The organism is Micromonospora cremea (genome assembly GCF_900143515.1).
Taxonomy (GTDB): domain Bacteria; phylum Actinomycetota; class Actinomycetes; order Mycobacteriales; family Micromonosporaceae; genus Micromonospora; species Micromonospora cremea.
On record NZ_FSQT01000002.1, the window covers coordinates 1,548,389 to 1,563,693 of the forward strand.

The following is a 15,305-nucleotide window of genomic DNA, read 5'->3' on the forward strand; positions in this document are numbered from 1 at the left end:
AACGGGCCGGCGGGACCACACGGGTCACCGCCGGCCCGTCGGCCCGGTCCGTCCGGATTACTTCTTGGAGATCAGGGCGCGGCCGAAGAAGACGAGGTTGGCCGGGCGCTCGGCGAGCCGGCGCATCAGGTAGCCGTACCACTCGTCGCCGTAGGGGACGTAGGTGCGCACGGTGTAGCCCTCGTCGACCAGCCGCTTCTGCTCGTCGGGGCGGATGCCGTAGAGCATCTGGAACTCGAAGCGCTCCGGCCCCCGGTCGAACCAGCGGGCGCGGTCCTCGCCGATGGCGATCATGCGGGGGTCGTGGGTGGCCAGCATCGGGTAGCCGTCGCCGGACATCAGGATGTTCATGCAGCGGACGTAGGACTTGTCCACCTCGCGGGCCGACTGGTACGCCACCGACTCCGGCTCCTTGTAGGCGCCCTTGCACAGCCGCACCCGTGACCCGGCCGAGGACAGCTCCCGGCAGTCCGACTCGGTCCGGCGCAGGTACGCCTGGAGCACCGCGCCCGTCGACGGGAAGTCCTTGCGCAGCTTCTCCAGCACCTCCAGCGTCGAGTCGGTGGTGGTGTGGTCCTCCATGTCCAGGGTGACCGTGGTGCCCGCCGTGTCGGCGGCCGCGCAGATCGCCCGCGCGTTGTCGTACGCCAGCTGCTCGTCGAACATCTGGCCGAGAGCGGAGAGCTTCACGCTCACCTCGGCGGCCGGGGTCAGCCCGGCGCCGCCGAGCATCTTCAGCAGCTTCAGGTATTCGTCCCGGGTGGCGGTGGCCTGCTCGGGAGTGACGGTGTCCTCACCGAGGTGGTCGAGGGTGACCGCCAGACCGTCGTCGACGAGTCCGCGGGTCGCGCGCAACGCGTCGTCGGTGGCGGCGCCGGCGACGAACCGGCGAACGACGTCCCGGGTGAACGGGGCGGTCGCGACGAGCCGCTCGACCTGGGATGACCGGGAGGCGGCGAGGATGACGGAACGGAGCATGAGCCGAGCGTAACGCCCCTGCCAGTGCCCCCGCCGAGGGGCGGCCGGGGCTGCGGCGGTGGCGTCGATCGGCTACAACGATGCCGTGGACCAACGCCCCCGCCGCCGGCTCCGGTCGGCCTCCGTGCAGCTCGGCGCGCTCACCGCTCTCGCGCTCGCCCTCTCCGGCTGCAACATGACCTCGGACGACGATGATGACGACGACTGCGCCCTCGGGCCGGTCGGCGGCGGCGACACGGTCGCGCTCGCGATGCGGGTCGCCGACCCGGCCGCCGGCCGCGCCGTCCCGGAGCCGACGGTCGCGGCCCTGCCCGAGCGCGGGGGATTCGGCACCCACCTCGCCGCCTGCGGCGGCTGAGGTGCGCCGCGAGCAGTTCACGCCACGACCCGACTGGGACGCCACCATCCGGGCTCAGGGGCTGGTCTACGTCGACACCGAGCTACCCGACGGCGGGGTCATGTCGTACTGGGACGAGACCGCCGCGTACGCCTTCGACCTGGACGAGGTGCTGCGACTGGAGGAGGCCACAGAGGAGCTGCACCGGATGTCGGTCGCCGCCGCCGAGCACGTGGTGGCCCACCGCCGGTACGCCGAGTTCGGCATCCCGGCCTGGGCGGCCGAGGCGGTGGCTCGCTCGCTGCGCGAGGCGCCACCCACCCTCTACGGGCGCTTCGACCTCGCCTACGACGGCGTCTGGCCGCCGAAGCTGCTGGAGTACAACGCGGACACCCCGACCGCGCTGGTCGAGGCGAGCATCATCCAGTGGTACTGGCTGGAGCAGACCCGGCCGGAGCTGGACCAGTGGAACAGCCTGCACGAGCGGCTGGTCGCCGACTGGGCGAAGATCGGGGCCGGCCTGCACGACCCCCGCGTGCACGTGCTCTGGTCGAACGAGGAGGAGTCGGGCGAGGACCAGATGACCGCCGGCTACCTGGCCGAGACCGCCCGGCAGGCCGGCCTGACCGTCGAACTGCTGCCGATCCAGGACATCGGCTGGGACGGCCGGCGCTTCGTCGACGCCGCCGACCGCCCGGTGACCACCTGCTTCAAGCTCTACCCGTGGGAGTGGATGCTGGCCGAGCCGTACGGGCCGCCCGCCCTGGCCCCGGGCACCCCGACGACCTGGATCGAGCCGGCCTGGAAGCTGCTGCTGTCCAACAAGGCGCTGCTCGCGGTCCTGTGGGAGCTGTACCCCGGTCACGAGTACCTGCTGCCGGCGTACCTCGACTCGCCGCGTGACATGCCGGAGTACGTGGCCAAGCCGCTGCTGGGCCGGGAGGGCGGCTCGGTGCGCATCGTCACCCCCGATCAGGAGATCACCAACCCGGGGATCTACGGCGACGAGGGCTGGTGCTACCAGGAGTTCCGGGCGTTGCCGCAGTTCGATGGCAACCGGATGGTGTTGGGCAGCTGGATCGTCGACGGCGAATCGGCGGGGGTGGGGGTGCGGGAGAGCGCCAGTCTGATCACCGACGGCTACGCGCGGTTTTTGCCGCACTACATCGACGCGCCGCGCACCCCGTGAGTCGTCTACCGTTGGGGCGTGAACTTCGACGCGTACGCCCGGACCGGCGTTGACCTGGTCAACGCCCGCCTGGACGACCTCGACGACCTGCGGGCCCTCTTCCCCGACGAAAACGCCTGGATGCGCGACGAGGTCGCGGACCGGGATGTCGCAATTTTCCGGCGGGCACAGAAGCGGTTGCGCGACGTCTTCGAGTACGGCACTTCGGGGCGGGACGCCCAGGCGGTGACGGAGCTGAACGCGATGCTCGAGGCGTTCCCGGTCCAGCCGCGCATCTCCGGGCACGACTCCAGCGACTGGCACATGCACGTGACCAGCCGGGGCGCGTCGGTCAGCGCCGAATACCTGGCCGGCGCGGTCTGGGGACTGTCGGTCTGGCTCTGCGAGTACGGCAGCGCCCGGTTCGGCGTCTGCGCCGACGAGCGGTGCGGCAACGTCTACCTGGACACGTCGTCCAACTGCTGCCGGCGGTTCTGCTCCGAGCGCTGCGCCACCCGCTCCCACGTGGCGGCGCACCGGGCCCGTAAGCGGGCCGCGGTCGGCGAGCAGGTGACGGTCGCCGCACAGCCGACGGCCGGCGCCGACTCGCTCACCCCGGTCAGCTGACGTCGTACCGGTCGACGCCGCGGCGCCCTCGTCGAGGGGTCAGGCGTCGACCGGAGACGGCGCGGTCAGGTGCTGGCGGGCGAACTCCAACGCGGCGCGCAGGTCCGCCTCGCGCACCGCGCGGCTCTTCGCGCCCCGGGTCGCCACCTCCACCGCGACCGCACCGGTGAAGGCCCGCCCGGCCAGCGAGGAGAGCAGCTCCCCGCAGGGTTGGGTGCCGCGCCCGGGCACCAGGTGCTCGTCGCGGCCCTCGCCGGTGCCGTCGCCGAGGTGCACGTGGGCCAGCCCTGCGCCCATCCGGTCGGCCATCTCCAGCGGGTCGCTGTGCGAGGCCGCGCAGTGCGACAGGTCCAGGGTGTACGACGGGTACCCGGTGTCGGTGGGATCCCAGCCGGGCACGTACGGGACGAACCGCCGGCCCGCCATCCGCACCGGGTACATGTTCTCCACCGCGAAGCGGAGCCCGGTGAACCGGTCCGCCACGGCGGCGAGCCCCTCGGTGAACCGGCGCGCGTAGTCGCGCTGCCAGGTGAACGGTGGGTGCACCACGACGGTCGGCGCCCCCAGCGTCTCGGCCAACTCGGCGGCCTTGCGGAGCCGCTCCCACGGGTCGGGGCTCCACACCCGCTGGGTGACCAGCAGGCAGGGCGCGTGCACCGAGAGCACCGGCACGTCGTAGTGCGTGGAGAGGCCGCGCAGCGCGCCCGCGTCCTGGCTGACCACGTCGGTCCAGACCATCACCTCGACGCCGTCGTAGCCGAGCGCCGCGGCCAGCTGGAACGCCGCCGCGGTCGGCTCGGGAAAGACCGACGAGCTGGACAGGAGGACGGGAACGCGGGAAGTCACATCAGCCAGGGTAGCCCGGCGGCGCCCACACCATCGTGACGAGCGCCGGCAAACCACCCGGAACCACCCACCCCGGTTTACACCGGTTCGAGTTGATCGAGCCGGCGGAGGATGACCCCCTCCCGCAGCGCCCAGGGGCAGATGTCCAGCGACTCCAGATCCAGACGGCGCATCACCGCCTCGGCGACCACCGCGCCGGCCAGCAGCTGGTGGGCCCGGCCCGCGCTGACCCCTTCCAGCTCCATCAGTTGGGCCGGCGGAATGTGCCGGATGAAGCCGATGACCTGCCGCAACCCGGCGCGGGTCAGACTGCGCCGCGTCCAGAGCCCGGCCCCGGACGGCGCCGCCCCGGCCAGCCGGGCCAGGGTGCGGAACGTCTTCGAGGTGCCCACCGCCCGGTCCCAGCCGACCTCGGTCATCTGGTCGATCACCTTGTCCAGCCGGCCGTTCACGTACTCCCGCAGCTTGTCGACGGCCTCCGCGGACGGCGGTGCCGCGCTGGTCGGGTCGACCCGCAGCCGCTCCCGGGTCAGCCGGCCGGCGCCGAGTGGCAGCGAGATCGCGGCGTCCGGGTCCTCGTCGATCCCGGCGGCGACCTCCAGCGAGCCGCCCCCGATGTCCAGCACCAGCAGCCGCCCCGCCGACCAGCCGAACCAGCGCCGCACGGCCAGGAAGGTCATCCGCGCCTCGTCCGCACCGGAGAGCACCGCCAGACGTACGCCGGTCTCGTCGCGGACCCGGGCCAGCACCTCGGCCGCGTTGGTGGCGTCCCGAACCGCGGACGTGGCGAACGCGATCAGGTCGTCGGCCTCCAGCCCGGCCGCCGCCGCCTTCGCCATGCCGACCGCCTTGACCAGACCGTCCGCGCCCGCGTCGGTCAGCGCTCCGTCGGGGCCGATCTGCTCGGCCAGCCGGAGCACCACCTTCTCCGAGTGCGCCGGCCACGGGTGCGCGCCGTGGTGCGCGTCCACCACCAGCAGGTGCACCGTGTTGGATCCGACGTCGAGGACACCCAGTCGCATGGTGAGAACCCTAGGTGCAAGAGGTTTGCGCGGCTCGCCGGCCCGCGAAGGGGACCGCGCGTAGGCTGGGCCGGGTGACGATGGAGCTCCGCGTACTGGTGGACGATCCGGGTGACCCGCGCAGCCGCGAGGTGCCGCTGGACTTTCCCCGGGAGTGGATCGAGTTCGCCGACCCCGCGGACGAGACCCACCTGATCCGGGCCGACCTGACCTGGTTGCTCTCCCGCTGGACCTGCATCTTCGGCCGGGGCTGCCACGGCATCATCGCTGGCCGGTCCGCCGACGGCTGCTGCTCGCACGGGGCGTTCTTCACCGACTCGGACGACGAGAAGCGGGTCCGCACCGCCGTCAAACTGCTCACCCCGTCGACCTGGCAGCACTTCCGGCGCGGGGTCAAGAACTGGACCGACAACGACACCATCGACGGCAAGAACCCGGCCCGCCGGACCGCCACCCAGGGCGCCGACGGGCCGTGCGTCTTCCTCAACGACGCCGACTTCCCAGGTGGGGGCGGCTGCGCCCTGCACGCCCAGGCGCTGCGCGACGGCGTGCACCCGCTGGAGTACAAGCCGGACGTCTGCTGGCAGCTGCCGATCCGACGGGACCAGGACTGGGTCAAGCGTCCGGACAACAGCAAGGTGCTGGTCTCCACCCTGTCGGAGTTCGACCGGCGGGGCTGGGGTGCCGGCGGGCACGATCTCGACTGGTGGTGCACCTCCTCGACGGACGCGCACGTCGGCACCGAGCCGATGTACCTCTCGTACGGGCCCGAGTTGACCGCGCTGATCGGCGCGGCCGCGTACGAGCGGCTGGCCGAGCTGTGCGCGGCCCGGACGAAGCAGGGCCTGGTCGCCCCGCACCCCGCCGACGAGGTCTGACCACTTCCGCTGATCTTGGTAGCAATCTTGCTATCATTTTCGGATGGCCATGACACTCCGGCTTGACGACGAACGCGAACGGCGACTACGTCTCGTCGCGGACGAGGAAGCGCGGTCGATGCACGCCGTCGTCGTCACAGCGATCGACGACTACCTCGCACGGCGGAACGCCAAGGAGTTCGGTGACCTCGCCGACGAGATCATCGAACGGCATGCCACGCTGCTCGCTCGCCTGGCTGAGTGATGGCGGAGGTCCGTTACCCGACGCTCGCCGACGTGGCCGGCATCGCCCGTAAGCTCAGCGTCGGGATCAGGGACGCCGGCCTCGTGGAGTCGGCCGTGGCCCGACCGCAGACGAGTGTGTTCGGCGAGGACGCGTACCCCGACCTGTGGACGAAGGCGGCAGCACTGCTGCACTCACTGGTCAGCAACCATGCATTCGTGGACGGCAACAAGCGGATCGGCTGGATCGTGACGGTCGCCTTCCTGCTCCAGAACCGAGCCGTCACCGTGGACCAGCTTGACGAGACCGACCAGGACACGGCCTACGACCTGGTGATCAGCGTGGCGGAGAGCCGGTTGACGGAGGTCGCCGAGATCAGCGTCGCGTTGCGCAAGCTGTTCTGATTCGGTCTGCCGGCCGGCTGTCGTCCGCTGGCCGAGCGTCGACATGCCGAAGGGGCCCACGCCGAGCCCGGGCCCCTTCGGTACGCCGATCACGGCTCGAACTTGTAGCCCAGACCCCGGACGGTGACGATGAAACGCGGCGCGGACGGCTCCGGCTCGATCTTGGAGCGCAGCCGCTTGACGTGCACGTCCAGCGTCTTGGTGTCACCGACGTAGTCGGCGCCCCAGACCCGGTCGATCAGCTGACCCCGGGTGAGCACCCGGCCGGCGTTGCGGAGCAGCAGCTCCAGCAGCTCGAACTCCTTGAGCGGCAGCTGTACGGCACCACCGTCGACGGTCACCACGTGCCGCTCGATGTCCATCCGCACCGGGCCGGCGGCCAGGGTCGGGGCACCCGAGTCGGCCACCTCCGGGCTCTGCCGGCGCAGCACCGCCCGGATCCGGGCCACCAGCTCGCGGGGCGAGTACGGCTTGGTGACGTAGTCGTCGGCGCCGATCTCCAGGCCGACCACCTTGTCGATCTCGCTGTCGCGGGCGGTGACCATGATGATCGGAACGGCCGACCGCTGCCGGAGCTGCCGGCAGACCTCGGTCCCCGACATCTCGGGCAGCATCAGGTCGAGCAGCACGATGTCAGCGCCGGTTCGGTCGAACTCGGTGAGGGCGTCGGTGCCGGTCGCGGCGACCGAAACCTCAAAGCCCTCCTTACGGAGCATGTACGACAGGGCGTCGGAGAACGACTCCTCGTCCTCGACCACCAGAACGCGGCTCAACGGGGATTTCCTTTCCATTGCTGTCAGACCTGCCGTAGCTCGGCCGGACCGGCCTCGATCCCAGCCGGCGGCAGTGTCGCCAGCAGGTCGTCCGGTGGACGGGCGGGCAGCCGGAGGGTGAACGTCGATCCACCACCAAGAGTGCTCGACACCTCCACCCGTCCGCCATGGTTGCTCGCGATGTGTTTGACGATGGCGAGGCCGAGCCCGGTGCCGCCGGTGGCACGCGAACGGGCCTGGTCGGCCCGGTAGAACCGCTCGAAGATCCGGTCCACGTCCGTCGGCGCGATGCCGATGCCCTGGTCGGCGACGGCGATCTCGATGTGCTCTTCGTCGCCGTGGATGGTGACCCGGACCGTGGTGTCCGCACCCGAGTAGTTGATGGCGTTCTCCACCAGGTTCGCCACCGCGGTGGCGAGTTGGGTGTCGCTGCCGTACGCGGTGAGGCCGCGCTCCCCGGTCACCGACACCTCGACGCCCCGGGCGGAGGCCGTGGTGCGGGTCCGGTCGACCACCTCGGCGATCACCCAGTCCAGCGCGACCGGTTCCGCTGGCGGCTGCGGCTCGGCGCCCTGCAACCGGGTCAGCTCCAGCAACTCCTGCACGAGCCGACCCAGCCGGGTCGACTCGTGCTGGATTCGTTCGGCGAACCGGCGGGCGGCGACCAGGTCCTCGGAGAGGTCGGGTGCCGCGGCCTCGGCCGGCTCGGTGGCGTCGAGCAACGCCTCGGCGAGCAGCTGAAGCGCCCCGATCGGTGTCTTGAGCTCGTGGCTCACGTTGGCCACGAAGTCACGTCGCACCCGGGTCAGGCGGTGCGACTCGGTCACGTCGACCGCCTCCACGGCGATGAAGCCGTTGCCGAGGCCCATCGCCCGCAGGTGCACGCCGAGCGGGTTCTCCCCCGCGCTGTCGCGACCCCGGGGCAGGTCCAGCTCGATCTCGCGCCGCACCCCGGTGCGCCGCACCTGGCCGGCGAGGGTACGGATCAGCGGGTGCGCGGCGATCGAGCCCTGGGTGCTGCCGGTGCGCAGCAGACCCATCGCGCGGGCGGCCGGGTTGATCAGCACGGGCACGTCGTCGTTGTCCAGCACCACGACACCGGCCCGGAGCGAGTCGATCGTCCGGCGGCCGAGCCCGGCCTGCTGCTCGTCGGCTATCGCGGGCCTCCCCCTGCTCCAGCGGGAGCCTGCGCTCCCCGTCGATGTGGAGAGGCCCTCTCGCGCCGGCCGGAACCGGGACAGCAGGAAACCGGCGGCCAACCCGGCCACCAACGCCACGGCCACCACGACCGCCACCGCCCACTCCACCCGGCGATCGTAGGGTCATTGTTAACCTGGCTACCACACAGACCGGGACGAATCACCCTCACTTTCGCAGATGTTCACCCCCGCGTCTGGCGTCGTTCACCGGGGTTCATCAAGGGTCCGCCCGCGCCACCTACCGTTGGCGGCGCACCTGCTCAACCCCTGCGCCGGCACCCGTCGGCGGCGACCGACCACAGGACGTGATGATGCGCGACGAGTTCCGGGCCGACCTCCAGATCGTCAGCCAACTGCTGGTGGACATGGCGGAGGGCGTCCGCGCCGCCATGCGCCAGGCCACCCGGGCCCTGCTCACCGCCGACCGGCAGGCCGCCGAGACGGTCATCGAGCGGGACGCCGAGATCGACGACCTCTACCGGCACGTGGAGGAGCGGGTGTGTGACCTGCTCGCCCGGCAGGCGCCGGTCGCCTCCGACCTGCGGGCCATGATCACCGCACTGCACGTGGCCGCCGACCTGGAGCGGATGGGCGACCTCGCCGACCACGTGGCGAAGACCGCGCTGCGCCGGCACCCCTCGCCGGCCGTACCGGCTGAGCTGCGGGCGATCTTCACCGAGATGGCGGACATCGCCGACCGGATGGCGGTGAAGATCGGCTCGGTGCTGGCGAAGCCCGACGCCGACCTCGCCGGCGAGCTGGACCGCGACGACGACGCGATGGACGAGCTGCACAAGAACCTGTTCGCGGTGCTGCTCGGCGACGACTGGCCGTACGGGGTGGAGACCGCGATCGACGCCACCCTGCTGGGCCGCTTCTACGAACGCTTCGCCGACCACGCGGTCAACGCCGGTGAGCACGTGGTCTACCTGATCACCGGGGAGACCTCCCCCACCAGCAGCTGACCTGCAAGGAAGGGCCCCTTGTTGTCGCAGAGCGACAACAAGGGGCCCTTCCTAACGTCTAGCGGCCCTGGTTGGCCACGGCGGCGGCCGCCGCCTTGGCGGCGGTCGGGTCGAGGTAGGTGCCGCCCAGGGTGAGCGGGCGCAGTTGCGGGTCGAGGTCGTAGCGCAGCGGGATGCCGGTCGGGATGTTCAGCTTGGCGATCGCCTCGTCGGAGATCTGGTCGAGGTGCTTGACCAGGGCCCGCAGCGAGTTGCCGTGCGCGGCCACCAGCACCGTCCGCCCAGCCAGGATGTCCGGCACGATCGAGTCGTACCAGTAGGGCAGCATCCGCTCGACGACGTCCTTGAGGCACTCGGTACGCGGCATCAGCTCGGTCGGCAGCAGCGCGTACCGCGGATCGCCCACCTGCGACCACTCGTCGTCGTCGGCGATCGGCGGCGGCGGGGTGTCGTACGACCGGCGCCAGAGCATGAACTGCTCCTCGCCGTACTCGTCCAGGGTCTGCTTCTTGTTCTTGCCCTGCAGGGCGCCGTAGTGCCGCTCGTTGAGCCGCCACGACCGACGCACCGCGATCCAGTGCCGGTCGGCGGCGTTGAGCGCCAGCTCGGCCGTGCGGATCGCCCGGCGCATCACGCTGGTGTGCACGACGTCCGGCAGGAGGCTGTGCTCGCGCATCAGCTCGCCGCCGCGCCGCGCCTCACCCTCGCCCTTCTCGGTCAGGTCGACGTCCACCCAGCCGGTGAAGAGGTTCTTGGCGTTCCAGTCGCTCTCGCCGTGCCGCAGCAGGACCAGCGTCCCGACGGTGGGCCCCTCGCTCGCAGTCATGCGGATCATCCTGCCTCAACCGCTGCCGGGACACGCAGGCACCCGTCGTGACGACCACCACGTGAAAAAGCTGGTGACCAGCGACTCTGCACCCGACTAGGTTGTAAGGCGCTGAAGTCACATCGGTCATTACTTGCAAGCGGGGGCGCCACATGCGGACGATGCGGAGCTGGTTCCGGGACACCACCGGCGGCCTGCCAACCACTTTCTGGTACCTGTGGACCGGCACGCTGATCAATCGGCTCGGCTCGTTCGTCCTCGTCTTCCTCGCCATCTACCTGACCCAGGAGCGCGGCTTCTCCGCCTCCCAGGCCGGTCTGGTGCTCGGGCTGTGGGGTGTCGGCGGCGCGGTCGGCACCACCGCCGGCGGCACCCTGGCCGACCGGTGGGGCCGGCGACCCACGTTGCTCACCGCGCACGTGGGCGCGGCCACCATGATGCTCGCCCTCGGGCTGGCCAAGGACCTCTGGGCCGTGGCGCTGGGTGCTCTGCTGCTCGGCATGTTCGCCGAGGCGGCTCGGCCCGCGTTCGGGGCCATGATGATCGACGTGGTGCCGGCGAAGGACCGGTTGCGCGCCTTCTCGCTCAACTACTGGGCGATCAACCTGGGCTTCGCCTGCGCCGCCGTCCTCGCCGGCCTCGCCGCGCAGGCCGACTACCTGCTGCTGTTCGTGGTCGACGCGGCCACCATGCTGATCACCGCGCTGATCATCTTCACCCGGGTGCCGGAGACCCGGCAGAGCGGCCGCGCGGCCGCCGCGGCGAAGGCCCCGCGCGGCGCCCTGCGGACGATCCTCAGCGACCGGGTCTACCTCGGCTTCGTGGCACTGAACCTGCTGGCCGCCCTGGTGTTCCTCCAGCACATCTCGATGCTGCCGATCGCCATGAGCGACGACGGCCTCAGCCCCGCCACCTACGGCTCGGTGATCGCGCTCAACGGCGTCCTGATCGTGATCGGCCAGCTCTTCGTGCCCCGGCTAATCCGGGGCCGGAGCCGCTCGCACGTGCTCGCTCTGGCCGCCGTGGTGATGGGCGCCGGGTTCGGACTCACCGCGTTCGCCGGCACCGTCTGGCTCTACGGGCTGACCGTGTTGATCTGGACGGTCGGCGAGATGCTGAACTCACCGTCCAACTCCACGCTGATCGCCGAACTCTCCCCAGCCGAGCTGCGCGGGCGCTACCAGGGCGTGTTCTCCCTGTCGTGGCAGATCGCCGGTGCCTGTGCGCCGATCCTCGGCGGCCTGGTGCGCGAGCACGCCGGCAACGCCACGCTCTGGCTCGCCTGTGCCGGGATCGGCATCGTGACCGCGGTGGCACACCTGGTGTCCGGCCCGGCCCGGGAGCGGCGCGCCACCGCCCTGCGCCGCACCGGCGAGGCGCTGGCGCCGGTCAGCGCCACCCCGCCGCCAGCGGCGCAGCCCGAGCCGGCGGCCGCCTGACCGTGGCCTGATTGCCGCGCCGCCGGGTCCATGATCAGGTAATCGAGTGGCGGGACCCGTGCCGATTTCCTACCGTTCACGGGAAACAGTTAGGAAACCGAAGTGTCGGGAGGTCGGGTGCACGCCCTGCGGCGCTGGTGGCACGACACCGCGGGTGGGCTTCCCGCCACCTTCTGGTACCTCTGGGCCGGCCTGCTCATCAACCGAGCGGGCGCGTTCGCCATGCTCTTCCTGTCGCTGTACCTCACCGCCGCGCGAGGAGCCAGCGAGGCGCTGGCCGGCACGGTGGTCGGGGCGTACGGGGCGGGCGGGGCGGCCGGCGTGCTGCTCGGCGGGGTGTTGGCCGACCGGTGGGGCCGTCGGGCCACTCTGCTCGCCGCGCACCTGGTCACCGCCGTCCTGATGGTGGCGCTGGCCTTCAGTCGACCCCTGCTGTTGATCGCGGTGCTCTCGGCACTGGTCGGCGTTGTGCACTCCATGCCGAGCCCGGCCTTCGTCGCGGCGATCGTGGACGTGGTGCCCGCGCAGCGCCGCTCACGCGCGTTCAACCTCCAGTTCTGGGCGTTCAACCTGGGCATGGCGGTCGCCTCGGTGCTCGCCGGGGTGCTGGCCGAGGCGAGCTTCACCGCGCTGTTCCTGGTCGACGCGGCCGCCACCCTCGCCGCCGCCGCCGTGATCGGGTGGAAGGTGCCGGAAACCCTGCGGCGGAGTGCGCGCCAACCCACGCGGCCGACGAAGAGTCGCGCCCGAACCCGGGGCCCGGGGTTGCACACCGCGCTCACCGACCGGACCTTCCTGGTCTTCGTCGGGCTCACGTTCGTGCTGGCCATGCTCACCCTACAGACCCAGACGATCATGCCCCTGGCGATGCGCGCGGACGGCCTGGGCCCCTCGGCGTACGGGCTGGTCGTGGCGCTCGGCGGCGCGCTCATCGTGCTCGGGCAACTGTTCGTGCCCCGACTGATCGACCGGCACCGCAAGGACGTCGTGCTGGCCGCCTCCACCGCCCTGCTCGCGGTCGGCTTCGGCGCGCTCGCGGTCGCCGACGAGCTGGCCGTCTACCTGGGCGCCGCGGTGGTCTGGACGGTCGGCTCGATGCTCGCCGCCCCGCCCAACGCGCAGATCAACGCGGACCTGGCACCGCCGCAGCTGCGCGCGCGGTACCAGTCGGTCTTCTATCTGACGTTCCCGGCCGCGGCGTTCGTCGCACCCACGCTCGGCGGGGTGAGCCTTCAGTACCTCGGCGACCGGCACTGGCTGATCGTGGGTGGGCTCGGCCTGCTGGCCGCGCTCGGGCACCTGCTGGCCGGGCCGCCCCGGGAGCGGCACGTCGCCGCGCTGCGCCGGGTCGCCGACCGAGAGCCGACACCGTCCGGGGACCGCGTACCGGCCGCCTGACCGGCTCACCGACCACGGGGTACGACACACGCAAAGCGCCCACCACGGCCTGATGGTCGTGGTGGGCGCCCGCCGGCGGGGCCGGCGGCGGCGGGCAACACTCACCCCCGTAAGCGTCGCCCGCTCGCGCCGCCGGTCCAAACAGGTGGCACCGTCCCCCAACGGTTGATCCACCCGTCCCCTCGCGCCTCGCCTGGTGCGCGGATCTGATCGATCCGCCGCTCCCCCGAACGTTTCCAAGCGTGGCGCGGTGCAATAAAGTTAGTTCGCCCGGATTCTGGATTCAACCCAGATCGCTGTCTCGCCGATCACAACTGACGAGTATTCGCAGTTCGGGCCTCGGTCTGTGGCAACAGCCGCATACCCCTCGCGCATTCCCGCAAACACCTCAACCGTCCTCCCGATCGGGTGATTCGGTCCGGAAGAAGTTGCTCTGCCGGCCGTCGCGCATCTGCTCCTGGTAGATCAGGTTCAGCCGGCGCAGGTCGAAGGTGTGGAACCACTCATCCCAGGTGATCTCACGGATCCGGCTGCTCTCCCGGTAACCGGGGATGTTGAAGGTCAGAACTCCCGCGCGGCCCTCCCGCTCGGTGCCGGCGATGGTCGCCGGCTTCGCCCCGCGCTCCTGCGCCCAGCGCTGGATGACCTCGTGATTCGCGGTGATCAGGCTCCGTCCCGGGCGCTCCGGCCGGTCCGCGATCGACGAGATCACCTGCGAGCTGCGAGCCGACCGTCCGGTGTCCCGGCCCGTCCGGATCCCGACAGCCGCCGTACCGCCGCCGGCCGGTTTGGTCGTCGCCGCCGCCGCCGGCTTGGCAGGCGCGGTCCGCTTCGCCGCCGGCTTGGCAGGCGCCGTCCGCTTCGCCGCCGACGGCCGGGCCGGAGCCTTCTTTGCCGGCGCCTTGCGCGCGGGGGCGGTCCGGGCCGTCGTCGTCTTGCGCGCGGCCGTCGTCTTGCGCGCGGCCGCTGTCTTGCGGGCGGTCGCTGTCTTCGCCGCTGTCGTCTTCTTCGCCGGCGCCGTCGTCTTCTTGCCGGCGGCCGTCTTCTTGGCCGCCGCCGTCGTCGTCTTCTTCGCGGCCGTCGTCTTCCTGGCCGCCGCCGTCGTCTTCTTCGCGCCCGTCGTCTTCTTGGCCGCGGCCCGCTTCGCGGGGGCGCTCTTGTTCGCCGGTGCGGCCTTCGCACGGCTCGGCGCCGCCCGGGCCGCCGACTTCTTCGTCGCGGCGGCGCGACCCGCCGACGCCCGGGTGCCGGCGGCCCGGCCGGCCGGCCCGGTGCTGCCCCGGCCCGCGCCGCCGCCCTCGGCACGCAGCGAGCGCACCAACTGTTTCACCAGGTCGGGCTTACGCAGGGCGGAGATCCCGGAGACCCCGCGCTTGCGCAGTTGCCCGCGGATGTCGTCCACCCGCATCCCGGAGATATCCGACTCGGAAATTCCGGGAGTGTTCGGCGTCTGGTTGCCGGTCTGTCGTTTCGTCCTGGTCGCAGTCCCGCCGCGACCTGAGCTGTTCCGCTGAGCCATGGGACGCTCACGCTCCTCGACACTCCGTCCTCGGCGCGCGGGGGTCCCTTGCCGCACCGCGCGGTGCGGCATACCCGTCAGGATCGCTCCGAACCACCAGCCGGCAACCCGCCTCGTGGCGCTGCGGTCAGGCCGAGGTGCGACGGGCGGTCAGGCCGGGTCAGGGCCGGAGCCGGAGGGCTCGAAGAGGTGCGCGAAGGCGGCCAGGTTGGCGGTCGACTCGCCGCGCTTGACCCGCCACTCGTACTCCCGGCGGATGGAGCTGCCGAAGCCGATCTCCAGCATGGTGTCGAAGGACTCGTCGGCGTACGTGAGCACCGCACCGAGGAGCCGGTCCAGCTCGTCGGCGTCCACCCCGGCCGGGTTGACCCGCCCGGTCAGGTACACGTCGCCGACCGCGTCGGTGGAGAAGGAGACCCCGTACATCCGGGCGTTGCGCTGCAACAGCCAGGCCCACAGCGCCTCACGCCGCTCGTCCGGCTGGCGCATCACGAACGCCTCGATCCGCAGCGCGTGCTCGCCGACGATCAGGTTGCAGACCGTCTTGAGCTTGTGGATGCCCGGCAGGGTCACCGCGTACGAGCCCGGTCCGGTCGACTCGCAGGCCAGCTCGCGCTCGGCACAGACCGACTCGATCAGGGTCGCAAGATCGCTCCTCGGGCTCACCGGACCCACTCTACGACCGGCCCGGCCGGAGCACCGG

At 71.5% G+C, this 15,305-nt stretch carries 17 protein-coding genes; 9 read left to right on the top strand and 8 right to left on the bottom strand.

Annotated features, from left to right (window positions below):
• Positions 1-57 precede the first annotated feature (57 nt).
• Positions 58-978: a proline dehydrogenase family protein gene (locus BUS84_RS20550; RefSeq protein WP_074314820.1), complete on the bottom strand. Its 921-nt coding sequence runs from the start codon at positions 976-978 to the stop codon at positions 58-60.
• Positions 979-1,063: 85 nt separating this feature from the next.
• Between BUS84_RS20550 and BUS84_RS20555 the strand changes: the two genes are divergently transcribed.
• The 3 genes from BUS84_RS20555 to BUS84_RS20565 are packed head-to-tail and all read left to right on the top strand — an operon-like array spanning position 1,064 to position 3,110.
• Positions 1,064-1,336 carry a hypothetical protein gene (locus BUS84_RS20555; protein ID WP_244298657.1) on the top strand — a complete coding sequence of 91 codons (273 nt, stop codon included), beginning with the start codon at positions 1,064-1,066 and terminating at the stop codon, positions 1,334-1,336.
• 1 nt (position 1,337) lies between these two features.
• On the top strand, positions 1,338-2,504 hold the full coding sequence (locus tag BUS84_RS20560) for a glutathionylspermidine synthase family protein (protein WP_074314822.1): 1,167 nt from the start codon (positions 1,338-1,340) through the stop codon (positions 2,502-2,504).
• A gap of 18 nt (positions 2,505-2,522) precedes the next feature.
• Positions 2,523-3,110, top strand: a complete 588-nt coding sequence (locus tag BUS84_RS20565) for a CGNR zinc finger domain-containing protein (protein ID WP_074314824.1) — start codon at positions 2,523-2,525, stop codon at positions 3,108-3,110.
• A gap of 39 nt (positions 3,111-3,149) precedes the next feature.
• On the opposite strand, the gene BUS84_RS20570 is transcribed toward BUS84_RS20565, so the two are convergent.
• Positions 3,150-3,956: a sugar phosphate isomerase/epimerase family protein gene (locus BUS84_RS20570; protein WP_074314826.1), complete on the bottom strand. Its 807-nt coding sequence runs from the start codon at positions 3,954-3,956 to the stop codon at positions 3,150-3,152.
• A 77-nt stretch (positions 3,957-4,033) separates the two neighbouring features.
• A complete protein-coding gene (locus BUS84_RS20575; RefSeq protein ID WP_074314828.1) occupies positions 4,034-4,978 on the bottom strand; it encodes a Ppx/GppA phosphatase family protein in 945 nt (314 codons plus the stop codon).
• 80 nt (positions 4,979-5,058) lie between these two features.
• On the opposite strand from BUS84_RS20575, the gene BUS84_RS20580 reads away from it, so the two are divergent.
• The 3 genes from BUS84_RS20580 to BUS84_RS20590 are packed head-to-tail and all read left to right on the top strand — an operon-like array spanning position 5,059 to position 6,483.
• Entirely contained in the window at positions 5,059-5,856 is a 798-nt protein-coding gene (locus BUS84_RS20580) for a DUF3109 family protein (protein ID WP_074318958.1), read from the top strand.
• A 43-nt stretch (positions 5,857-5,899) separates the two neighbouring features.
• The gene (locus BUS84_RS20585) at positions 5,900-6,100 is read left to right on the top strand and encodes a ribbon-helix-helix domain-containing protein (RefSeq protein WP_074314830.1); all 201 of its coding nucleotides are present in this window, start codon (positions 5,900-5,902) and stop codon (positions 6,098-6,100) included.
• On the top strand, positions 6,100-6,483 hold the full coding sequence (locus BUS84_RS20590) for a type II toxin-antitoxin system death-on-curing family toxin (RefSeq protein ID WP_074318959.1): 384 nt from the start codon (positions 6,100-6,102) through the stop codon (positions 6,481-6,483). The genes BUS84_RS20585 and BUS84_RS20590 overlap by 1 nt, the downstream gene beginning before the upstream one ends.
• An 89-nt stretch (positions 6,484-6,572) precedes the next feature.
• Here the strand turns inward: BUS84_RS20590 and BUS84_RS20595 are convergent, their stop codons facing one another.
• Entirely contained in the window at positions 6,573-7,256 is a 684-nt protein-coding gene (locus tag BUS84_RS20595) for a response regulator transcription factor (protein ID WP_074314832.1), read from the bottom strand.
• Between the two features lie 23 nt (positions 7,257-7,279).
• Complete coding sequence (locus BUS84_RS20600; protein WP_074314834.1) at positions 7,280-8,563, bottom strand: sensor histidine kinase; 1,284 nt, start codon at positions 8,561-8,563, stop codon at positions 7,280-7,282.
• Between the two features lie 203 nt (positions 8,564-8,766).
• On the opposite strand from BUS84_RS20600, the gene phoU reads away from it, so the two are divergent.
• Positions 8,767-9,420: a phosphate signaling complex protein PhoU gene (gene phoU, locus BUS84_RS20605; RefSeq protein ID WP_074318960.1), complete on the top strand. Its 654-nt coding sequence runs from the start codon at positions 8,767-8,769 to the stop codon at positions 9,418-9,420.
• A 58-nt stretch (positions 9,421-9,478) separates the two neighbouring features.
• Here phoU and BUS84_RS20610 read toward each other — a convergent pair whose 3' ends face one another.
• Entirely contained in the window at positions 9,479-10,246 is a 768-nt protein-coding gene (locus tag BUS84_RS20610) for a phosphoglyceromutase (protein ID WP_074314836.1), read from the bottom strand.
• A 152-nt stretch (positions 10,247-10,398) separates the two neighbouring features.
• Here BUS84_RS20610 and BUS84_RS20615 point away from each other — a divergent pair, with 152 nt between their 5' ends.
• Both BUS84_RS20615 and BUS84_RS20620 read left to right on the top strand, forming a co-directional pair.
• Positions 10,399-11,685, top strand: a complete 1,287-nt coding sequence (locus tag BUS84_RS20615; RefSeq protein ID WP_074314838.1) for an MDR family MFS transporter — start codon at positions 10,399-10,401, stop codon at positions 11,683-11,685.
• A gap of 117 nt (positions 11,686-11,802) precedes the next feature.
• Positions 11,803-13,083 (top strand): MFS transporter, encoded by a 1,281-nt coding sequence (locus BUS84_RS20620; RefSeq protein ID WP_074314840.1) that lies wholly within the window; start codon positions 11,803-11,805, stop codon positions 13,081-13,083.
• Positions 13,084-13,471: 388 nt separating this feature from the next.
• Here BUS84_RS20620 and BUS84_RS20625 read toward each other — a convergent pair whose 3' ends face one another.
• Both BUS84_RS20625 and BUS84_RS20630 read right to left on the bottom strand, forming a co-directional pair.
• Entirely contained in the window at positions 13,472-14,491 is a 1,020-nt protein-coding gene (locus BUS84_RS20625; protein ID WP_084757539.1) for a hypothetical protein, read from the bottom strand.
• Positions 14,492-14,752: 261 nt separating this feature from the next.
• Positions 14,753-15,268 carry a type III secretion system chaperone family protein gene (locus BUS84_RS20630; protein WP_074318961.1) on the bottom strand — a complete coding sequence of 172 codons (516 nt, stop codon included), beginning with the start codon at positions 15,266-15,268 and terminating at the stop codon, positions 14,753-14,755.
• Between the last annotated feature and the right edge of the window lie 37 nt (positions 15,269-15,305).